The sequence below is a fragment of the Paragemmobacter straminiformis genome, from assembly GCF_014243445.1.
Taxonomy (GTDB): domain Bacteria; phylum Pseudomonadota; class Alphaproteobacteria; order Rhodobacterales; family Rhodobacteraceae; genus Paragemmobacter; species Paragemmobacter straminiformis.
In genome coordinates this window covers 215,961-236,545 of the sequence record NZ_JACLQD010000001.1, presented here as the reverse complement: position 1 = coordinate 236,545, position 20,585 = coordinate 215,961, and the positions used below count along the sequence as shown (strand labels likewise).

At 61.2% G+C, this 20,585-nt stretch carries 16 protein-coding genes; 12 read left to right on the top strand and 4 right to left on the bottom strand.

Going from position 1 to position 20,585, the window contains the following annotated elements; all coding sequences use genetic code 11:
• Positions 1 to 208: 208 nt before the first annotated feature.
• Entirely contained in the window at positions 209 to 610 is a 402-nt protein-coding gene (locus H7F16_RS01080; protein WP_185795710.1) for an XRE family transcriptional regulator, read from the top strand.
• A gap of 836 nt (positions 611 to 1,446) precedes the next feature.
• The gene (locus tag H7F16_RS01075) at positions 1,447 to 2,340 is read left to right on the top strand and encodes a metallophosphoesterase (protein ID WP_185795709.1); all 894 of its coding nucleotides are present in this window, start codon (positions 1,447 to 1,449) and stop codon (positions 2,338 to 2,340) included.
• 45 nt (positions 2,341 to 2,385) lie between these two features.
• On the opposite strand, the gene H7F16_RS01070 is transcribed toward H7F16_RS01075, so the two are convergent.
• Positions 2,386 to 4,728 carry a hypothetical protein gene (locus H7F16_RS01070; protein ID WP_185795708.1) on the bottom strand — a complete coding sequence of 781 codons (2,343 nt, stop codon included), beginning with the start codon at positions 4,726 to 4,728 and terminating at the stop codon, positions 2,386 to 2,388.
• Positions 4,725 to 5,348 (bottom strand): hypothetical protein, encoded by a 624-nt coding sequence (locus H7F16_RS01065; protein WP_185795707.1) that lies wholly within the window; start codon positions 5,346 to 5,348, stop codon positions 4,725 to 4,727. The genes H7F16_RS01070 and H7F16_RS01065 overlap by 4 nt, the downstream gene beginning before the upstream one ends.
• Positions 5,349 to 5,465: 117 nt before the next feature.
• Here H7F16_RS01065 and H7F16_RS01060 point away from each other — a divergent pair, with 117 nt between their 5' ends.
• From H7F16_RS01060 to H7F16_RS01040, 5 genes are all read left to right on the top strand, one after another.
• On the top strand, positions 5,466 to 6,008 hold the full coding sequence (locus H7F16_RS01060) for a hypothetical protein (RefSeq protein ID WP_185795706.1): 543 nt from the start codon (positions 5,466 to 5,468) through the stop codon (positions 6,006 to 6,008).
• Positions 6,009 to 7,226, top strand: a complete 1,218-nt coding sequence (locus tag H7F16_RS01055) for a DUF429 domain-containing protein (protein ID WP_185795705.1) — start codon at positions 6,009 to 6,011, stop codon at positions 7,224 to 7,226.
• A gap of 408 nt (positions 7,227 to 7,634) precedes the next feature.
• Positions 7,635 to 8,570, top strand: a complete 936-nt coding sequence (locus H7F16_RS01050) for a hypothetical protein (protein ID WP_185795704.1) — start codon at positions 7,635 to 7,637, stop codon at positions 8,568 to 8,570.
• Positions 8,571 to 8,741: 171 nt separating this feature from the next.
• Complete coding sequence (locus H7F16_RS01045) at positions 8,742 to 9,242, top strand: hypothetical protein (RefSeq protein WP_185795703.1); 501 nt, start codon at positions 8,742 to 8,744, stop codon at positions 9,240 to 9,242.
• 87 nt (positions 9,243 to 9,329) lie between these two features.
• Entirely contained in the window at positions 9,330 to 10,241 is a 912-nt protein-coding gene (locus H7F16_RS01040; protein WP_185795702.1) for a recombinase family protein, read from the top strand.
• A gap of 15 nt (positions 10,242 to 10,256) precedes the next feature.
• On the opposite strand, the gene H7F16_RS01035 is transcribed toward H7F16_RS01040, so the two are convergent.
• Positions 10,257 to 10,499 (bottom strand): helix-turn-helix domain-containing protein, encoded by a 243-nt coding sequence (locus tag H7F16_RS01035; protein WP_185795701.1) that lies wholly within the window; start codon positions 10,497 to 10,499, stop codon positions 10,257 to 10,259.
• A gap of 226 nt (positions 10,500 to 10,725) precedes the next feature.
• Here H7F16_RS01035 and H7F16_RS01030 point away from each other — a divergent pair, with 226 nt between their 5' ends.
• Both H7F16_RS01030 and H7F16_RS01025 read left to right on the top strand, forming a co-directional pair.
• Positions 10,726 to 12,495, top strand: coding sequence for a DUF262 domain-containing protein (locus H7F16_RS01030; RefSeq protein WP_185795700.1), 1,770 nt, complete (start codon positions 10,726 to 10,728; stop codon positions 12,493 to 12,495).
• Positions 12,492 to 12,899 (top strand): hypothetical protein, encoded by a 408-nt coding sequence (locus tag H7F16_RS01025; protein ID WP_185795699.1) that lies wholly within the window; start codon positions 12,492 to 12,494, stop codon positions 12,897 to 12,899. The genes H7F16_RS01030 and H7F16_RS01025 overlap by 4 nt, the downstream gene beginning before the upstream one ends.
• Before the next feature lie 6 nt (positions 12,900 to 12,905).
• Here the strand turns inward: H7F16_RS01025 and H7F16_RS19945 are convergent, their stop codons facing one another.
• Positions 12,906 to 13,898 (bottom strand): WCX domain-containing protein, encoded by a 993-nt coding sequence (locus H7F16_RS19945; protein ID WP_185795698.1) that lies wholly within the window; start codon positions 13,896 to 13,898, stop codon positions 12,906 to 12,908.
• A gap of 93 nt (positions 13,899 to 13,991) precedes the next feature.
• Here H7F16_RS19945 and H7F16_RS01015 point away from each other — a divergent pair, with 93 nt between their 5' ends.
• The 3 genes from H7F16_RS01015 to H7F16_RS01005 all read left to right on the top strand — a co-directional run bounded on the left by H7F16_RS01015 (position 13,992) and on the right by H7F16_RS01005 (position 20,570).
• Complete coding sequence (locus H7F16_RS01015) at positions 13,992 to 14,714, top strand: hypothetical protein (RefSeq protein WP_185795697.1); 723 nt, start codon at positions 13,992 to 13,994, stop codon at positions 14,712 to 14,714.
• A 67-nt stretch (positions 14,715 to 14,781) separates the two neighbouring features.
• Complete coding sequence (locus H7F16_RS01010) at positions 14,782 to 17,424, top strand: PD-(D/E)XK nuclease family protein (RefSeq protein ID WP_185795696.1); 2,643 nt, start codon at positions 14,782 to 14,784, stop codon at positions 17,422 to 17,424.
• Positions 17,421 to 20,570, top strand: coding sequence for a UvrD-helicase domain-containing protein (locus tag H7F16_RS01005; protein WP_185795695.1), 3,150 nt, complete (start codon positions 17,421 to 17,423; stop codon positions 20,568 to 20,570). Before H7F16_RS01010 ends, H7F16_RS01005 begins: the two co-directional genes overlap by 4 nt.
• Positions 20,571 to 20,585: the final 15 nt, after the last annotated feature.

Here is a 20,585-nt window from a genome sequence, read left to right as displayed (position 1 = left end):
CACGGCACAGGCAAGTGGTGAATCCCGTAGAACAAAGCTGATCGCGCAGGCCATTAGCGAGAAGACTCTGCGGGCCTTAACATGTCCGCTGTGGGCCTATTCGTTGCAGCCTTTGATCTGCCACCCACGTCCCACGAATTCCCCATCTGCTCGCTCGCTATCTTTGAAACATCGCACAGTAACGTGCACGGTCTTCAAGGATTTCAGCATGACCACGACCCCCTACGCTTCCTCCCAACTCGCGCAGTTCATCGACCGGCGCATCGAAGAACTGCACCACAAGACCCAGGCCGACATCGCCCGCGAAGCCGGTTTCAGGAATGCCAACTTCATTACCATGCTCAAGATGGGCAACGCCAAGCTGGCACTGGACCGCGTGCCTGCACTTGCAAAAGCACTCGAAGCCGATCCGGCGTTCGTTATGCGGCTTGCGGTCGAGCAGAGCTTCGGCCCGGAAATGCTGAAGCTCCTTTCCGAGTTGCTGGGCGACACGATGACGGAAAACGAAAAGGAGTGGATCAAGATCATCCGTGACTCGTCACCCAATACTGACCCCGCGCCTGCACGCACGATCCGGCGGGTGCTGAAGCTCTTTCTTCAAGAGACCTGAACCGTTCCGCGAAAACGCTGCTTTGGCGGAGGTTAGGCTGACCGAACGCCCCGCCGGCAGCGAGCCATGCGCGCAGATCAATCCCAGACGCGAGAAGGTCGCCACGTATGACAACCAGACGGTTTACGCTCGGTTGACACAGCTGGGTCAGACAGGGTGACACCGAAGGGCCGGACGCGGGTCCAGCCGCCTCGTAGGTTCACACTTTGGACGGATGTAAACCAGTCTGAGTCAATAAAATAAGGGACTCCGTAACCGTGGCGAACAGGTTCGGAGCTGTTTCAAAATCTCGCCTTCTGTCAACCACTCAGCCATGCAGTTTATGCATTGCTAAGGAGCCAAGGAATTGGCGCTTCGCGCCACTATCATCTACGCTCGAAGTGATACCACATGACTAGGCAAAGATCGCTGGGCTATGTAATTCTACCAGTAAAGCTGGAAGCGGATATAGCTGCGGAGAGCACCGCGGTGTTGTTCGCGCCGTCCTGCCCGCCCTAAATGTTCCCCTCATTGGCCACTTCGGTCATCTAGCAGGCTGAAGTAGGGTCGCTGCTGTCCGACCACTGCAGCATCCTGTCATCGCATTTGAACCCTTCAAGACGTGAGATGTCCCTCGCTGATAGGAACAGCTGCCAGGCTTCGTGGGCGACCGCTGGTGCGCTCGAACAGGTCAAGCGCTACGAGGGTAGCGGCCGAGTTTTGGAGCGCACCGGTGAGCGGCTGGTGAGTCGGATGCATCGCTAAAGTTGGCTCCCAACCATCGTTCTCGGTTGTCCAGACAAACAGATGGTGAAACCCTCGGCACCACAGATCTACACTCTTCATTCAGGCCCAACATGACGCCTCTAACGGTCATTCCCGATATACATGCCGATCCCGACCGCCTTTACCGCGGCCTCGCGGCTGCGGGTGACGGCCGCGTTGCTTTGCTCGGCGATTTGATCGACGCCGGACATAGCGTCGCCAAGCCCGACGACAGGGAGGTGCTGAGGATCGTCCGCCGGCGGATCGAGGATGGCCGGGCCGTAGCGATCATGGGCAACCACGAACTCAACGCCATCCTTTTCCACCGCACCGCTGGCTCGGGCGAAAACGAAAAGCCGCTGCGCTCGCGCGAGCCAAAAAACGCGAAGCAGCATGAGAGTTTCTGTGACGCCTTTGGGGTGGCGACGAGGGACGCACTCGACTGGACATCGTGGTTTTTGGAGCTGCCGCTTTGGCTCGAGATGGACGGGTTGCGGTTGGTGCACGCTTGCTGGAACCGGTCAGCGATCAAGACCGTTGGCGAGCGGCGTCCGGACGGAAGGTTGAAAGAAGAAGATCTCGAAGAGGTCGCTGCCAAGACCACAGAATTCGCGAGGGCGGTCAACCTTCTGCTCACCGGTCCCGAGCTGGCGCTTCCGCCCGGGATCAGCTTCCACGACAAGGGTGGGCACAAGCGGCACCATGCACGCATTGCCTGGTGGCGGTCGCATGCGCGGACTTGGAGACGCGCATCCCTTTCGATCCCGAAGCCGGATGAGTTGCCCGACGAGGACATCGAGTCTTTCGGCGATCTTGACTTCTATCGCGACGACGAACCGCCCGTTCTCGTTGGTCATTACAAGATGCTCGGCGCGCCTTGTATCGAAAGCCCGAAAGCCGCCTGTCTGGATTACCCCGACGCACCATGCGTCTATCATTGGAGCGGCGGCGGTTACCTTGAGGCTGACGATCTCGAAATCGTCTGACGGACGCGGATCAACAAAGCGCGGATATCAAGGACGAAGGGGGCTTCATTGAAGGCATGGAAGTTTGGCTGTCAGTTCCGGGGGCTTAACAAAGGCAGTCTCGAGTGTGACCTTCGCTGTGTTTCCCGGATAGGGACTGCTGTTCCAGACGGGCGTATCCTGCGGCTTGGTCGCGAATTCCAGTGGGACCTGAAGCTTGGTTTGCGCCCGATCGGTCGCCGCCGCCACGGAGGCAGCGTCGAACTGCCCTGTCCCGCTAAAGAAGCTGTTTCCGAGATAGTTGTGTTGTTGCACGGCCACCGAGATCGTCAATCCAGATCCAATAGCCATCGGGAACGCTTCGTCCCTGACCAAGGTGAATCCAGTAGCAGCGGACGACGGCGTCCGCTCAAAATCGAACCGCCGCCCGTTGATCATCGCCATACCTGAGACGTCGCGGTCGGAGGAGAAATCAGCAGGGATCACACCGGTTACCAGAAGCTTTGTGACGATCCTAGGAAGGGGCGAAGGCAAGTTCGACATCACCTCCGTCCTCAGGTCGCGGGCGGCGAAAAGATCGAGTTGCAATGCTGCCTTCCGCAACTCCGCCGCCTTTGCCTCGTCACCGAAATCCGGCCCACTGATGTAGGCTGAATACGAAGCGGCTAAAGCTTTGCTCTGCTCACACAGCACTCCGTATTCAGGCGAGGTAAGCTGCTTCAGTGTAAAGTCTTGCACGATGACGTTGTTCGCCGACTGGACAGCAAGGGCTTTCTGATCGAGCGCAAGCTCGAGGTTCCGCTTCAGGTCCGCCTTATCATCGTCGATGAGGATTCTGAGTTCGGCTTCAAACTCTGCTCGGTTGAATGCTTCGTCCAACCTAATTGCCAACATGTCTGTGCCGACCCAAACGATGACTGCGCCCGTCGCACCGCAGAGTGCTGCAACGGGCCCGCTCCAAGCGCAAAGCATGGCGCCACTTCCCGCGCCAGCCGCCGTCATGCCCCATTTCGATCCCGCCTTAAGCAGCGCCTTGGCACCCAGCTTCTTGGCGATAACGACGACGGCAAGTTCGACGGCCTTGCCGCCTAAGACGAGAGTTCCTCCTGCAATGGGAGCAGCGACCGCAACGCGCGCTTCGGCATCCCGTATCGCGGTTTGAGCGATATCTTCGAAAAGGAAGGAGCCACTTTCGGCACCAACAGCGTCAGCGCTGAGACGGGACGAAAACGCTGCGGCGAAATCCTCGTCCAATTTCTGTGTCAGCGCGCCCAGCCTTTTTTCGAAGCCAACATAAAGCCTAGCAGTCATGCTGTCCGCGAGAGCGCCGATCGCAGCTTCGGTAAGTTCGATGTATTCTCCCGGCACGCTGTAATGAAACTCGGCATAAGCAGGAACCGCTCTGTAGACAGGTTCATAAATCGTATCCAACGCTGGACCGATCTGCGCCTTCACCGCCTCCACAGCCGCTTGGTTCGCCTCGCTCAGCGCTTCATAGAGAAAGGTGGGCTGTTCATCCCTCGGGAGGGTTTCATCCCGGCCCAATGCACCGGCCAGGACCAAGCCTAGATAAAGACAGCACGAGCCGCCGATCACTCCCCAGAACCATCCCACGGCGGTTGCCGTCTTGTCGCGCTTTGGAGGCTTTACGGACGGCAACCATGCGGCAACGACGACCGACGCTCGGGCGAGAACGAAGCTGAACAATGCGGCATCCAGACTGAACATCCACGCGACGACGGGATAATCCTTCAAGCTCACCACGACCCACAGCTTGGCAGCCTCGTATCCGTAGGGCAGCGCCATGAACTGCGTGATCCAACCCGCGCGGTCTGGAAGGTCGGCAAGCCCGATCCGGATTGCCTCGAGCAATGTAGCATCTGCCAGCGAACCCGGCTGTCCCGAGAAATTGAACGTGGTGTAGGCCAGCGCGAAGAAGAACGGGACTGTCGCCACCGCAGTCGCGAGCTTGGTCGAAATCGGCTTCGCGAAGGGCTCGTTAAGATGCCAACCGAAGAAACCGCGCATCAGTGCATAGACAAGAGAGGTCGAGACCAAGAGCCCGACGAGCAGCATCGCCTCCGCGGACGAGAGGACCAACGCTTGCCAAGCCAGAAGCACGATCGAAGTCAGCGCGAATAGGGCCGAAGCCGCCCCCACGTAGATCTTGCCCGTCACCCATCGCGAAAGAACCGATGTCTCGTTCAGAACCAAGCGGAGTTCGGCGCGCATCGCCGGCAGGGTGAGCGCATAGTTCGCACGAAAGATGACATAACCAAGCGGCAACAGCGCCACGGCGCTCCAGTCGGTCGCTTGGAATGCGTATCGCCATACCGCCAGCGGCACCGCGAAGATAGCGACTGCGAACAGCGAAAATCGCAGAAAAACTGAGACCGAGCCGGCGTTCATGCGTCGGATGCCTTCCGCCGTTCGTTCAGCCACAAAACAAAAGCTTCTGGGTCAAACACCTCGGCGGCGTATTTCTTGGTTTCGACCAGACTTTGTAACCACGTTCTGGCTTCAGTGATGTGCTGATCAATCTGGGTCGACGTTGTCTCCAGGACCAGAAGCGCAGCGCGGCAGCCTGCAACGCTCGACAAATCATGCATGGCCAGAAATTGGTGAACCAAAGTGTTCCGCAAGGCCACGAACTCTTTCAGCCGGGCCTTCATTTCGCTGAATTCGTCGTCCGAGACGGTGATTTGCACGCGCACGCTCAGAACCGGTCCAAAATCAGGGTAGATGTCCGGTCTGTCTGCCATCTCGGCGCCCTCGGAAGCGAAATACCCTCCGACAACGTGGCCAACGACTTCGCCCAAGGTCTTGCGTTCGAAATTTGCGCGCGAACCTCGCACCGTTGTCCCCGTATCGTCTTTGGCAAAGGAGGTGGCATGATCACTTGCTATCGCCTTCATGAGCAATTCGTAAGCTTGCAGCTGAAGAAGGCACTTTCCCAACATCCGCTCCAGCTCGGCTCTTATTGGCGCAAGCTCATCGGCACTTGCAGTATTCGCTCCTGCTTCATCCATCTGCGAACGGTGCCAGTTCGCGGCGACGTGCTGCTTGCTTCATGAATAGAAATTCCCACCTTGAAAGCTTTGGGATTAAGAATCGATAATTTCAGCATGATAGCCGAGGTTTCAACGATGAGTGCATTTTCCGCCGAAAACGTAGCCAAAGCGATCTCGCGCGTTACGTCGACATCATCAAAAGATCTCCGCGCTCTGCGGACGCGCGCCGTGGCAAACCGGCTGACTGATCTCGCTGCGGCGATAGATAGTGAACTACAGCTGCGCGGGGCTTTCGAGCTTGACGCTTCGCAAGCCGAGCGGCACGCAAGCTGGTCCGAGAAAGCCGCCGATCTGAACCTCGTTGAAGCCATCGAGATGGCCTTCAGCATTGCCCCAGCTAACCCTGAGGAGAAGGCGCTGACTCTCCGCATTTATGAGAACCCAGAGGTTAGCTACCAAGACCTTGTCGGGTTTCGTGGGAAAGGCGATGTCGGCCTGATCCTTGGACATATGATCTATGAGCGCCTAGGCTTCTTTCGGAAGTTTCTGCTCGGGTCAGAGCGCATGTCCGACCTCCTGTTTACGAGGGACACAGCCACGGGTCGGGTCAGCTATCGGCTGACCGCCGAGGCTGAAGCAGCCTTCATTAAGATTGGCCTGCTTGGGCAGGAGCCCTAGATGGCTGGCCGCCTAGGATTGATCGCGCACTGCGACTGGAGCGTGGAAAGGAAGAAGCGCTGGATGGCCGTTGCGACGAGAAGTGGCGATCACTGGCGTATTTTCCCACCAGAGCCAGTGGGCACGACGCATGACCTTTTCGAGCGCCTCGCAAGAAGCTCGACCGACGGGCAGCCGATCTTCGTCGGTTTCGATTTCCCCATTGGCCTGCCGGTAGCCTACGGGCAGAAAGTCGACATTGCCGACTATCGCAGCCTGCTGGGTCTGCTTGGGGAGGGAAAGTGGGCGAAGTGGTTCGACGTTTGTGAGCATCCCCACGAGATAACACAGCACCGACCATTCTATCCGATGCGCCCGGGCGGAACGGAGCTTAGGCATCTGCTTGAGGGGCTCGGGGCGTCTTCGGCCACGGATTTGCTGCGACAGTGCGACAGACGAACCGCGTCCCGCGGGGATGCATGCAGCGTCTTTTGGACCCTCGGCGGAAACCAGGTCGGCAAGGCGGCAATCTCCGGCTGGCGGGAGTTGCTGCGCACGTCAGGCCAGGTCGCTCTCTGGCCGTTCGACGGCCGGCTCGACAGTCTCCTCGGACACAAGCCCGTCGTTGTAGCAGAAACCTACCCGGGAGATGCCTATGGGCAACTGGGCATCCCGAGGGCTCCCCTCTGGAGCAAGAGGAAGCCAGAGGGTCGCGCGCATGCGGGGAGACACCTGCGGGCTGTCATCGATAGACGCGGGCATGAAGCCGACGAGAACCTCACCCGCGCGATCTCCGCAGGGTTCTCCGCTAACGGGGTTGGGGAGGACCAGTTCGATGCTATCGTCGGTCTGCTGGCGATGATCGAAGTTGCGGATGGTCATCGCGAAGACGGTTGCCCTTATGACGATGATACTGTCCGCTGGGAGGGTTGGATACTCGGACACTCTCGCACGACTGTCCCTAGCGAAATCCGGCGATCGCTCCCGAAGAAAGCTGCCCACAACGAGCCGAAGATGGTTGAGCTAGGAAATTTCAATGACCAAGCACAGCAACTGGTCGCCCTCGTCGCAATTGCTGGTCTGGACAGCAGCCAACAGCTTGCCGTCATGCGCTGCAAACACTGCATGAACCGCTATGGTGCGGACCCAGTGCTCTTCGACCTGCAGCGATGCCCGACTTGCGGGGGCGGCGATCCCGGTCTGCCTCTGCATATTCTCCAGCTGCTTCCGGTCCCGTAGCGGTCCAACTGCTTTCGTCTGTGCCGTATTTCAGCGGGATCTGGCGGCGCAGGTTCAAACCCGACGTGCCTGTTCCGACTGAGCGGACCGATTAGGAATGGCTAGACTTCCGCAGGGGAACGGGTCGCATGGGGAATCCGAAGTCCTAGAAAAAGGCGAGCAGAGCGAAGGGGATGCCTTCCGGCCCAGCCACGTTTCGGTGGGCAAATCCTCCTCAGAGGCAAACGCAACCGGCCTGTGAAAATGGTCAGTCCAACGTGACAGGGGTTGCGTGACGGTTACGAGGCTTCCAAGGAACCTGTGGCAAGCCGAAACGATGATATTGATATAATATCGATTGCACAAAAGCGGCTTGCGAATCGGAATATGATATGACTATAACAGTCATATCAGATTGGAGATTGTGCGATGACCAACGAAAACGCCCCTTACGCGTGGGAAGAGATAGAGGCTCAAGTTCGCAAGGCCGTCCTGTGCCAGCTTTCGATCCTCCAAACGTTCGGGCCTTGGGAACCGAAGATGTTTTACCTGTTCGCGGGACTGGATACCGAAGATCTTGATGAAGTCGCGGATGCGATCGATCTGTCGCGGCACAGCCTGCACAGGATTGCCCGCCACGCCTACGGCTACGCCTATCAAACCGAGGCATGGCATCTGGCTACCGGCGAGGACTACCACGAGGTCTGCTGCGGCATCCTGAGTGGCGGATACCCCCAAGCGGATGCAGAGGGCGAGCCGTCTCCGCTTTACAGGCCGAATGATCAGCCGCTTTTGCGGATGTTTGAAACGTTCGTCGCGAGATGGAAGCTTTCTAATCCCAAGTATCACGCTGGGTTGTCCGTTCGCGAACTCTCCTTGCTGTCGAACATGACAGTTCCCGCTGTGCGCACATCTCTCAGCAAAGAAGGCTTTAAACTGGAGGCGAACTACCGCGCAGACGCCGGAAAAGATGAAAATGGTGTGCTTCCGGAACACGACGCGCTCGTTTGGCTCTCGCGTCGTCGAGGCTTCGTGCCGACGCGTTCTCATGCTCCCACGAAACCTACCGATCAATCGCTTGGCGAGAACATGTCAACCTGGTTGCACACGCTCCCCTTCGTAGACGCCCTTGCGAAAATTATGTCGGCAACTGGTAACGATCCTGCGCCGCTCGCTGATAGTCTGATCGTAGACCAAGATTGGATGGCCGGACTCGTCTCTGGCCGGCCGGTAGAGATTGACGTCAACGTGCTGAGAAGACTGGCAAGGTATTTCGGCGCGGAAGAATCGTTGTTCGTTGGGCGAGCCGTGCAGGCATTGATCCGTTTGGAACAGCAGGCTGAAACTACGGATAGCGCTGCATAATCCTGATCGACGATATAGGCGTCCGAAGCACATTTCACAAACACTCCTGACCTTCCCTGCTTTGCAGGAAGACCCTGCCCGAAGCACTCGCGGGTAGGAACGATAACTGCCGGACAGTTGCACCTGTCCGGCAGCCAGAGTGCCCCTGATCAACAAAAGAGGAACGACCAAATGCACGACGATATGAGTAACATCTTTCGGGCCTTGGAAGAAACCCACTCCGAGAGAAAGGCTTTTGAAGACGCTTTCTGGGAGTCCGCAAACGACGTCTTTGGTGTTGTCAGTATTGACTACAAGTCGTTGCGCGAAGCGATTGACATGCTTTCCCACCCTGATGACCCCGATCGTTTCTTCCAGTATCTTCTTGACGAGACTGGCGAAGCCGCATCTGCGAACCTCCGGAACTATGCGGACGAGTTTTTGAAACTTGCGCATAGCCTTTTTGCAGCAGCCGAGCTGTGCGATGGGCGTCGCGCGTTCGGCAAGGAACCTTTTCACTTCATTGACTCGGATGCGCTGCAGGTTGGGTGCTTTGCAAAGTGCGACGGTCACATTGTCGTTCGCAGCGGCGGCAGGTGCGGTGCAGCGCCTGCAGGCCGGGAACCGTCTGAAGTGACCGCTATCAAAGTGCTTCGCACCTTCTCGAAGTATGGCACCACTGATCCCGTTTGACGAACGGTGAGGATCTACTCGCCCAAACAGGCGCAGGGCCGTTCCCTGCGTCTGTATTTCTCCAGCCCTCACAATCTGGCAAGCACCATGACCAAGTATATGAATCTTAGAGAGAAAGCTGTCGGCTACACTCGCGTCTCCACAAATCTACAGGTCGAGCGCGACGACAGCCTAGAACGACAGACAGCACGCATCCGGCAGGCAGCCCGAGACAACGGCTGGGAGCTTCTAGGCATCTATGACGATGTGGCATCAGCTGTCGGGAAGGATAGCCTCGTGCACCGTCCTGGTTTGGGTGATGCGTTGGCTCTTGCGGCTCGCGAAGACGCTTTCATTATCGTGACAGAACCTACGCGCCTTTTCCGGAACAGGCATTTCGGCTTGAAGACCCTCCGAGCCAGTGGTGCAAAAATCTACTCGCTCAAGGATCAGTGTTTCTTGTCTCGCAAGAAGCTCGGCGAAGCGTTTCGTGCCGGAGAGGACCAGGCCGAAGTCACCCGCGATGCAACTTCGAAAGCGATGGCTAAGTCTGCGCGGTTATCGCGTCCGAGTAAGAAGGCGGGCGAACACTCGCGGGTTTCTCGGAAGATCAGATCCGAAGAGATAGCAGAGCAGATCGCAGATATCTTGGAGCTTGATCCGCACTTCGAGATGCTCAAACACCGTGAGTTCGCGGAAATCCTGAACGCGCGCGGGTTGCGTTCCGGATGGGGGCGAATGTGGAACGCCGCGTCGGTTCGTGATCGCCGGGCGCGCGCCATGGAAATCCTGCATGAGCGACGTGCGGCCGACGACGGCGATGACGATTTCGCAAAAAGTCGGAAATCATCGAGCAGAAGCTTCAAACAGCATCCGGCTCCGAAGTCAGGCGAAATTATTCACGCTTCGATGCCGTCAGCAGACGCTGTCGATCGAAATCCGCGTGGAAGGGTTCCTCCGGATGAAGTCGACAGCACCGATCAAGCATTCAGGGATAACCCGCTCTTTGGACTGTTTTAGGAAGTAAGCCGTGATTTACTTTTTCAGACGCAATTCGACTCGGTGAAGTATTTCACTCAGCGGTAAATCGAGACCGATGCTGAGTGCGTGGAGGATCGTCAATGTCGGCTGCCGCGCACCTGTTTCCAGATAGCTCACGTGGCGTGTCGAGATGTTCGCGCGTTCGGCGAGGCTTTCTTGCGACAGCCCAGCTTCGGTGCGTGCATCTGAAAGCACCGATGCAAAGGCACCGACAAGTTGTGAATTCACCCGTTCCATGCGGGTAGTCGGTGCCGCAAGGATTGACAGGCGACCACGAACAGTTGTTCGTGTTATGCGCGATAGTGATCGCGATCAGCGCGGCACTTGAGAGGTTACCATTTGAAATCGCTACATAAGTTACCGCTTATCTTTACGCCTCAAGGGCCAGCATGCGCGCCTAGCAAATCTCGTGCTGCATCGATCCCCAGACCCCGATTTTACTGACACGCATGGATAGACAAATATGGCTTATGCATCCTCCACGATCGGTTCGCTCATCAACGACGTGAACCGCACCCATTTCCTTCCGGCGATCCAGCGTCCCTTCGTGTGGTCGTCAAACCAGGTGATCGCGCTCTTCGACTCGCTGATGAAAGGTTATCCGATCAGCAGCTTCATGTTCTGGGCGGTCGACGAAGCCACCAAGGCCGAAGTGCGCTGCTACAAATTCCTCGAGCATTATAAGCCGGATATCCGGAACGAAATCACCTCGGCGGAAGGTCGGTCCGTCGTGCTCGTCTTGGACGGCCAACAGCGTTTAACGTCGCTCTTGATCGGATTGCGCGGAACGTTCCTCGAAAAAGCCAAAGGCGCGCGCGTCAGCAATGCGTCGGCATGGTCGGCGAAGACACTCTTCATCGATCTTTTGAAAGACGCTGACGGGGCCGACGAAGAGGATGACAGCGACCTTGGCGTAACCTACGGACTTTCCTTCCACGACCGTCGCCCGGCGAACACGGCGCGCCATCACTGGTTCAAGGTCGGGACCATCCTCGATTATGAAACCGAAGATCGTCTTGAAGCGCTGATCGCCCGGATCAAATCCGAACTGAGCGAAAAGGTCGGAAGCGTCGAGCGCCAGCTTGCCGAAGATACGATAAGGCAGCTTCATCGGGTCATCTGGCAAGATCAGGCGATCAACTTCTACACTGAAACAGACCAGTCGCCGGATCGAGTCCTGGACATCTTCGTCCGTGCGAACGATGGCGGCACCAAGCTGTCAAAGGCCGATCTGCTGATGTCGATGATCACCTCGAAATGGTCGTCCGGCTCGGCGCGCGAAGACATCCTCGGCTTCGTCGATTACGTGAACCGCGGTTTGGGCGCACCGAACAAGGTGACGAAGGATTTTGTTCTCAAGGCCAGCCTCGTCCTTTGCGATTTCGATGTGACCTACAACGTGCGGAACTTTACCTCGGACACGATCGCGGAAATCGAGCGGAACTGGTCTGAGATCAAACGTGCAATCGAAAACACGTTCCGTCTGCTCAACCGCCACGGTCTCGTCGCCGACAATCTCGGCTCGTTGAACGCCGTGCTGCCGCTGACCTACTATCTCTACAACACGCCGGATTTCGATTTTCGCGGATCGAGCGAATTCGAGCGCGCGAACGGGGCGGAAATGCACTACTGGCTTCTGAACAGTCTGATCGTCGGCGCCTTTTCGGGCAATTCGGACCAGACTATCACCCTGACTCGCAACACCATCCGCGATCACCTGCGCATCGCGCGTGAGCGGAGTTTTCCGGCCCAGAAACTGTTTGATGCCGTTGCAAGAAGCGGCCGCATCGCGCAAGTCGACGCGCATGCCATCGAGACGATGCTCGAATGGGAATACGGCAAACCACGGACTTTCCTTGCCCTTTCGCTGCTCTATCACGGCATCGATTGGTCAGGCTCCACCTGGCACATCGACCACATCATCCCGCAAGCCGAAGCGCAGAAAAGCGTGCTGCGCGGTCGGAACCTGGCAGAGCATCACATTCAGGACATCCTGAATTCGGTCAACCGGCTGGGAAATCTTCAGTTGCTCCGGTCGGACGAAAATATCGAGAAGGGTGCGCTTCCGTTCCGGTCCTGGATCACCGGTCGCCGAGTCGATTTCTACGACCAGCACATGATCCCTGAACGGCTCGATATGTGCGACGTGTTGCGGCTTCCCGAATTCGTAGCCGCCCGCGAAAAGCTTATCCGGCAGCGTGTCAGTAATCTGCTTGGGATGGGCAAGGCATGAGCGGCGCCAACCGAGCGGAGTTTAAAGCCGCCTGTCTGGCCCTGCTCGATCGACTGTGTATTGAACATCCAGCAGGCCACCAATCCAAACTCGCTGCCCGCTACATTCTCATCTCTAGGAGCGGCGAACGGATACCGATCATGTTTGAGAAGGCACCAAACGTGGCCGCTCAGCTGTGGCTAAGGGCGGAGCATACGCGTCATCTCGGGAAAGGGTTGGGTGAAACGCGCTCATACCCTGCACATGCCCTATACACCGAGAAGGATGAGAAAGGGCGGCCCATTTATGGTCGCCATGCCGCCTTGAAGGCCATGCGGGACATGGCGAACGCTGATCTAGTCAAACTGGAGATCGAATGGATCGGTCAACTTGAGAGGGTCATTGGAGCGATCCTTGACACATGACTGTGGTCACGGCATGGCGGCGAAATCTGCCCTTCGGTGCGCGTCCACCATCTCGCGCAAGGTTTCGGGTGCGAGAACCTCGACCGCATCGCCCCATTGGTAGAGGTGCCAGGCCATCTCCAGATGACCGCCCGCATGGAAGCGGACGGTGAGACGCCCGTCGGGTTCTTCGACCATCTCTTGGCGCGGGTGGAAGGTGAATTCCCGCGCGGTTGGCGCCGCCTCGCGGTTGAAACGCCAGACCACCTCGCCGTATTCGCGGTCGTCGTGGTAACTGCCGAAGGCACGCGCGGCGTGATCGTCGAGCGAGAAATCCGGATCGCGCACGAAGGACGACGCCTCAAGCCGCGCCGTCCTGATCCGGTCGAGGCGGAAGTGCTGCAGCCGCGTTTGGCCCACCTCGCGCGCGACAAGATAGCGCCTTATGCCCAGAAGCAGGCCATAGGGTTCCACGGTGCGGTCCTGCCCGGAGCGACTGCCGCCATCATAGACCAGCGTCAGGAGGTTCGGCCCTTTCAGAGCCTCGGCCACGGTTGCGAGCAGGAGCGCCGCGACCTCGACCCTGGGTCCGGGGCGTGACGCGAAACCATAGGCTTCGAGCACCGCCTCGGCATCGGTTTCCGCCCGCCTTGCGTGACTTTTCGGCATGGTCGCAAGCAGGCGGTCCTTGAGCGAGGTCAGCGCCGCCACCTCGGTCGTCGCCCCGTCGCGTTCGGCGCGGCGGATGCCCATTTCCAGCGCGGTCAATTCGCTGTCGCGGATGCCTTGGCTCAGCATCAGGCGGGCATCGCTGCCGCGCAGGGACCAGTATTTCTTCCGCTGGTCATCGGTCACGGTCTGAACGTTGGGGAAGCAGTCCTCGAGCGCCTTGGTCATGCGCTGCGCGGTGCGGTGGTCGCAGCCAAATACCTCGACGATCTCTTGCAATCCCACCCCGCGATGACGCGAGGCCGCCATTTCGGCCAGACGCAGCAGATCCACAGCCTTCTGGAACGACACGGGCAGTCTCCACGACAGGATTTGACATGGTTATCGCGCAATTTGGACGTGTTGACGAATCCTTTCCGCAGCCGCGCCAAAGAGGAGATTTCCATGGATCTTTCCCAGACCGTCTTTGCCTATTCCCCGTCGATCCGCGCCTCGCTCAAGCGGGGCCTTGCCCGCGCGGCCTTTACGCAGGCGGCAGCGGCGGACCCCGACCTTGCCAGCGTGGTTGCGGCGACACGTGCCATGCACCCGAACCGAAAGGCGCTGGAGCGGAGCCAAGCGCGGCTGTCCCGCCTGTCCGGTGTCGTCAAGGCGGCGATCGCGGCCGATGGCGGCGGGGTCGTAGTCGTCCTGCGCAACCGGCGCGAGGTGGTGACGCAGGCCCAGTCGGTCGAGGTCTTTTCGGAGCCCTCGCTCTTTTACACGCGCCTCGTGATCCGGCCGGGGAAACAGGCAACCTCCTATGCGCTCGTGCAGGTCAGTTTCTGCCTGCATGCGCTGGAACGCTGCGTCGAGCGCAGCGATGTCGCGCTCGACCGGCCGCTTTTGCCGGTGATCGATGCGGAAGCCGTGCGCCTGCTGCGCCGCCTTTGGCAGAATAAGGGGATCGTGGACGATGGCGACACGTTCTTCGGCGCGCTGAAACAGGGGGTCTGGGCGGGCAGCATCGACCGCTGCGCCCTCGAGGACGGTTGCGGCCTTGCTTGCCTGACCCCGGACGGCGCCGTGCCGCTTTATTCCATCCGCACCTTCCTTTCGCCCGAAGAGATGCGCCCCACGGTCTGGCTGAAATGGAAGGACGACCCGGCCTGCTGCATCCTCAACTGAGCCTTTGCCGATTGACGGGGCGGCCCCCTGTCCGTCAGCCTGCCGATATTGAACGAAGGTATTCCCGATGCGTCTGCAGCCGCTGATTTACGTCGACCCGCAGAGCGGGGCCTGCTTTCCGGTGACCCCGTCGCTTCTGGCCGAGGTCTATCTGGTCCCGAAGTCCGCAGGATGGGATGCCAGCACGGCGCTGGACGATCCGGCGCATCCTTGGGCGCAGAGCTTCGGCGTTGATCCCGAAGGGGTGGCGCGGGCGGTCGAGCGTGCCTTGGTAGATGTGATCCATGCCTGCCCGCATGCCGGCCCGCAGGACATCGATCTGGCAGCCCTGCCCGAGGGCCGCGCGCGCCTGCACCTTTCGGCGCTGCTTTCGGTCTGGCAGCGGCGGGGAACGGTGCCGGACGACCTTTGCGCGCTGCGCCATGTGCTTTCGGCCCCGGCGGATCAGGCGCTGGTGCCGCTGCGCCTTTTGCCTTTTGACCCCGATCCCCACGCGACCGCCACCGAAGATGCCGTGGAAGCGCGGTTGCTTGCGCATCATGGCCCGGCCTCTGACGAAGCTTTTGCCGCGTGGCAGGCGCGTCAGCCACGGGGCGCGGAAGATGGCGCGCTCTCGGCGCTGCAACGGGGTCTTGCCGTGGCCGAGCCTGCCAGTCTCGACCCGTCGCTCGCCTTCTACGATCTGCGCGACAGTCTGCACGAGGCGCGCTTCGCAGCCGCCTTGGCGCGGCGGATGCTGGACGAGGGGCGCGTTGCGCGGCAATCCGACATCGCCGTCCTTGCCATTGCCGACCCCGTGGCGCGCGCCCATCTGGCCGAAGCCTTCGACGCGCAGGGTTTGCGGTTGACGGGACAGGAAGGCCCGGCCCGCCGCGATGTCGCGGGCGAGCTTGCCTCGCTCGCGCTGCGGGTCCTGCAAAGCCCCGCGCCTGCGATGGCCTTGGCGAGCCTTGCCATGCTGCCGCTCATGCCCTGGGGGGCGGCGAACGGGGCTGCCATTGCCCGCGACCTCATGCGCGGGCGCTACCGCTCACGCATTGCCGCGCGCCTGACGGGCGCGGGGGCGGAGCTGTGGGAGACGCTGACGGGCGGTGCAAGCACGGCGGCGCAACTCGGCTTCAAGCTGAACCACCTTGCCGAACGCCTGATCGCGCCCGCCGGGGCAGAGGGGATGCGTGACGAGGCCCGTGCCCTGCTCCGCCGCATCGCTGCCGAGGCGGGATCGGGAAACATCGACTGGCCATACCTCCAGCGGATCGCCCGTGCGGGGGGGCGGATCGCGGGTGAGACGCTGCGGCACCTCGACGGTGTGAGCCTTGTCGACGAGGGCGAATTGCCGTGGCGCGGGTGCCGCCACCTGATCGTCACGGGGTTCAGCGCCGGGCATTATCCAAGGGCGGCAGGACCCTCCTCTCTGTTCATGGACAGCGAACTTCGCGCGATCCGTCGGTATCTCGGCCTGTCGCTGCCGGGAGCGGCGCTGGCGATGGCACGCGGGATGGCCCTGTTCCAGCGCCAGATCGGCGCTGCGTCCGAAGGGATCACCTTCCTGACGCCGCGGCTCGACGGGATGGGCAAGGCGCTGGCCGCTCCGATGACCCGCGCGTTGATCGCCCGCCGCTTCGGACGCAAGGAGGCGGAGCTTGCCCAGGACCCGTCCCGTCTGCCGTTCCCGCAAGCGCCCGTGACCCTGTCCGCCATCGCGCCCGCCGCGAAGACCCGGCCCGACCTGCCGGAAGACGGGATGATCGAGCTGTCGCGCGACCTGCTTGGCTTGCGGAAGGCCGAGGATGGCGTTCCGCTGCCGCAATCGCCCTCGCGTCTTGAAACGCTGATGGTCAGCCCGCTTGCATGGCTGCTGGGAGAGATGGGGGCCGAGGATTGCCCGTGGCAGCCCGAAACGCTGGACATCCTGCTCAAGGGCACATTGGCCCATCATGTTCTGGAAATGGTGTTCCCGGCCAAGGCGCCATTGCCCGATGCCGACGCTCTGGAGGCGCTTGTCGGTCAGCACTTTGCCGAAGGGGTCCGGCAGACGGCCCCGTTCCTTGCCGCGCCGGAATGGAAGATGGAGCGCGACACGCTGTGCCGTGACTGCTTGCGCGCGGCGCGGGTCTGGCTTTCCATACTGACCGAGGAAGGTGCCGAGATCGTCGCCAACGAGGTGACGCTGGCGGGCGAGGCGCATGGCATCCATATCAGCGGCCGCGCCGACAGCCTGCTGCGGCTTCCCGATGGGCAGACCGTGATCGTCGATCACAAGAAATCCTCGGCCCGCAGCCGCCGCGACCGGATGAAGGCGGGCTGGGATTTGCAGGTCGCCCTTTACCGCGACATGCTCCGCCGTCCGACCGCAGGGGCCAGTCCCGAGACGATGGGGTTGGACCGGGACCACGTCGCCATCGCCTACCACACGCTCAACGACGGAACGGTGCTCCGCAGCGGGGCGAGGGGCCGCAACGGCGGCTCGTCGCGGGTCGAGGACCTGTCGCAGGCCATCGCCGCGCAATCGCTTCCACTTTTGCAGCAGCGTATCGCCGAGGCGGGGGCGGGGCGGCTGCGCCTGAACGGGGACAAGGACGAAGGTTTCCTGACCAAGAAGGCGCACCTGACCCCCTATGCCTTCGACGCCAGCCCCCTTGTCCGTGCGTGGACGATCGCGGGCCAGACGATCGGGCCCGGCGATGATGACGAAGGAGAGGCCGCATGAACCGCCCGTTGTCCATCGTTCCCGCCGGAGCCGGTGCGGGCAAGACCCATCACATCCAGACCCGCCTCACCGAATGGGTGAAGGCGAAAAAGGTGCGTCCCGACCGCATCCTCGCCGTCACCTTCACCGAAGCCGCCGCGGCCGAACTGCTTGGGCGCATCCGCGAAAGCCTGCTGGAGGAGGGCATGATCGAGGCGGCCTTCGATCTGGAACGCGCCTATGTCTCGACCATCCATTCGCTCGGCATGCGCATCCTGACCGAACATTCCTTTGCAGCGGGGCTGACCCCTGCGCCGCGTCAATTGCAGCAGGCCGAACAGGACATCCTGATCCGTCAGACGATCTCGCAATGCGCGGCGCTCGAAGCGGTCGCAGCCGATCCCGAGCGCTATGGCCATGCGCCTTCGTGGGACAAGGGCTCGGAGGAGGGATTCCGCGCAAGGGTGCTGGAGATGATCGCCCTGTTGCGCGGATTGGGGGAGGCGGGGATGAACCCCGCCCTCGCCACCATCGCCTGCGAGCGGATCGACGAGGTCTGGGGCCATGTGATGGCCGATCCCGTCCCCGCCCGTGACAGGCTGGCGGGGGCGGTCGAGGCGATGCTTGACGCTTTTCCGAAAGGGGCGCTGCATGACGATCTGAAGAAAGGGCCGGCGAAGGACTTCCGCGCCGACCTTGCCACCCTGCGCCATGCGCAGGAAGTCGGGCGACTGGATTGGGATTGGGCGACTTGGAACGCGCTGCGAAGCCTGCGCCAGACCAAGCGCGGCTGTCCAACCCCGCCCGGCTACGATGACCTTGCCGCCGAGGTCATGACCGCCGCCGGGGCGATCCTGACCCATCCCGGCCCGCGCGAGGATGCCAAGACCAACTTCACCGCCCTGATCCACGGCGCGCAGGAGATCATGCAAGCCTATGCCGAGCGCAAGCGCAGCCTTGGCGTCATCGATTTCAACGACATGATCGTGCAGGCGGAAGCCATCCTGCGCAGCCGCCCCGATGTGTTGCAGGCCGTGCTGAACGAGGTCGACTGCGTCATCATCGACGAATTCCAGGACACCAGCCCCGTGCAATTCGCGCTGCTCTGGCGGCTTGCCGAACGCGCCCCGCGCACCTTGCTGGTGGGAGATGTCAAGCAGTCCATCATGGGCTTTCAGGGGGCGGACCCGCGCCTGAGCAAGGCGCTCGAAGCTGTTCACCCCGAAGCCGTCGATCCGCTTCCGAAGAACTGGCGCAGCGATCCGCGCATCATGGACTTCGTCAACGCGATCGGGCCGGGTCTCTTTGGCAGCGGGTATCACCCGCTGATCCCTGACCGCGCCGAAACCGGGCATCCGGCGATCGAGGTGATCCGGCTTTCGGCCTCGCGCGGGACCAAAACCGCCCCCAAACCGCCCGCCCATGTCGCCGCGCGCATCGCGGCGATGCTGGGCGGGGGCGAGGTCGTGACCGACCGGAAGACCGGCCTGCACCGTCCCGTGGAGCCCGCCGATATCGCCATCCTCTGCCGCCGCCACAAGGAAGCCGCCCGCTATGCGGACGCCCTGCGCGCCCTTGGCCTGCCGGTCCGTATCGCGGCCGAAGGCTGGCTCGACGCGCAGGTGGTCATGGTGGCCCGCTATGCGCTGTGCCTTGCCGCAGACCCGTCCGACGCGCATGCGGCGCTGGTGGTTCTGGGCTTCGGTCCGGCGTGCCTTGATCCGCAAACCGCGCTGACCCTGCTGGCGGAGGGCACGTTGCTGGACCATCCGGCGCTTGCCCCCATTCTTGCGCTGTCCGGGGCGGCAAACGGCGTTCCGGTTGCCGATCTGACCCTGCGCGTCACCGCGCTTTTGCGCCCTTGGGCGGAGTCACTGCCGGACCCGGTCCAAGCGCTTGCCGATCTGGCGAAGCTCGAAACCCTCGCCGCCGATTTCGACGCGGCCGAACCTGACACGCTGTCTGCCGCAGGCCTTTATGGGCGCGGGGCAAATGTCTTCCTTGCATGGCTCGAAGCGCAGCGCGACGAGCGGGATTTTGACCGACATCCCGATCCGGGCAGCGATGCCGCCCCGGGGATCGAGATCGTCACATGGCACGCCAGCAAGGGGCGCGAATGGCCCGTGACCGTGGTCTGCGAACTCGACGGGGTGATCGCAGAGCGGCCCCACACCACCCGCGCCGTCTTTGACGACTTCAGCGACCTCTCGCATGTGCTGGACCATGCGCGGCTGATCCACACCCCGAAATGCGTCGTGCCCGAGATTCGGGACCGTTTCATCGCCGACCGCCAAGCGGCGGCGGAGGACGAGGCGCGGAACCTGATCTATGTGGCGCTGACCCGTGCGCGTGACCGTCTGATCCTCGAATGGATCGACAAGGCGCTCGACGACGAGAAGACGACTTTCCTCGGCCTTCTTGCGCGGGATGCGGAATTGTCTCTGGACGATGGTCTGAAGGTGGGCCCGCGAAGTTTCCCTGCCGAGGTCTATCGCGACCCTGCCGATACGGCGCCCTTGCCTGCTACGACCGCAGCCCGCCCTTATCACCGCTTCGGCGCTTTGGCACCCGAGGCGCTGGCTGTGAGCGATCTGCCCTTCCGCCGCCGCCCGTCCTTGATGCAGTCGGGATCGCCCCTGCCCCGCGCCTTGCAAACCGAGCGGATCGGCACTCCGCATGCTTCGGGCACCGCGATGTCGGCAACGGAACGCGGCACGGCATGGCACCAAGCGTTCCGAACCCTTGCCCTGCGTCCCGATCTGGCGCATCGGCTGCCCGCTGCGACGGGTCTGCCCGAGGCCACGCTTGCCGCGATCTCGCAACAGGTCGAAGCCCTGCGGACATGGGCAGGCCGCCTTGGTTGTCCCGATCTGCTGCTGGAGCTTCCCATCCATGTCATTCACCCCGATGGCACCGAAACGCTCGGTATCGTCGACGCGGTGGCCGTGGGTCCGAGGGGACTGTTGGTCATCGACCACAAGACAGGCAAGGCCCCCGATCCCGCCCTGCGCTTCGCATCCTACTGGTTCCAGCTGTCCGCCTATGCCGAAGCGCTTGAGATTGCCTTTCCGGGCAAGCCCGTGATCGGGGTCGCCGTGCACTGGATGGAAGAGGGCACCATCAGCCTGATGCCGATGGAGGAAGCCGGTCAGCATGTTCGCATCTGAAATCCAGAAGCTGCC

Excerpts from the sequence above, each read along its gene's own strand:
- H7F16_RS01075 (WP_185795709.1), top strand. The coding sequence starts at position 1,447 with ATGACGCCTCTAACGGTCATTCCCGATATACATGCCGATCCCGACCGC.
- H7F16_RS01060 (WP_185795706.1), top strand. The coding sequence starts at position 5,466 with ATGAGTGCATTTTCCGCCGAAAACGTAGCCAAAGCGATCTCGCGCGTT.
- H7F16_RS01025 (WP_185795699.1), top strand. The coding sequence starts at position 12,492 with ATGAGCGGCGCCAACCGAGCGGAGTTTAAAGCCGCCTGTCTGGCCCTG.
- H7F16_RS01045 (WP_185795703.1), top strand. The coding sequence starts at position 8,742 with ATGCACGACGATATGAGTAACATCTTTCGGGCCTTGGAAGAAACCCAC.
- H7F16_RS01050 (WP_185795704.1), top strand. The coding sequence starts at position 7,635 with ATGACCAACGAAAACGCCCCTTACGCGTGGGAAGAGATAGAGGCTCAA.
- H7F16_RS01030 (WP_185795700.1), top strand. The coding sequence starts at position 10,726 with ATGGCTTATGCATCCTCCACGATCGGTTCGCTCATCAACGACGTGAAC.
- H7F16_RS01035 (WP_185795701.1), bottom strand. The coding sequence starts at position 10,499 with ATGGAACGGGTGAATTCACAACTTGTCGGTGCCTTTGCATCGGTGCTT.
- H7F16_RS01015 (WP_185795697.1), top strand. The coding sequence starts at position 13,992 with ATGGATCTTTCCCAGACCGTCTTTGCCTATTCCCCGTCGATCCGCGCC.
- H7F16_RS01080 (WP_185795710.1), top strand. The coding sequence starts at position 209 with ATGACCACGACCCCCTACGCTTCCTCCCAACTCGCGCAGTTCATCGAC.
- H7F16_RS01070 (WP_185795708.1), bottom strand. The coding sequence starts at position 4,728 with ATGAACGCCGGCTCGGTCTCAGTTTTTCTGCGATTTTCGCTGTTCGCA.
- H7F16_RS01065 (WP_185795707.1), bottom strand. The coding sequence starts at position 5,348 with ATGGATGAAGCAGGAGCGAATACTGCAAGTGCCGATGAGCTTGCGCCA.
- H7F16_RS01055 (WP_185795705.1), top strand. The coding sequence starts at position 6,009 with ATGGCTGGCCGCCTAGGATTGATCGCGCACTGCGACTGGAGCGTGGAA.
- H7F16_RS01040 (WP_185795702.1), top strand. The coding sequence starts at position 9,330 with ATGACCAAGTATATGAATCTTAGAGAGAAAGCTGTCGGCTACACTCGC.
- H7F16_RS01010 (WP_185795696.1), top strand. The coding sequence starts at position 14,782 with ATGCGTCTGCAGCCGCTGATTTACGTCGACCCGCAGAGCGGGGCCTGC.
- H7F16_RS01005 (WP_185795695.1), top strand. The coding sequence starts at position 17,421 with ATGAACCGCCCGTTGTCCATCGTTCCCGCCGGAGCCGGTGCGGGCAAG.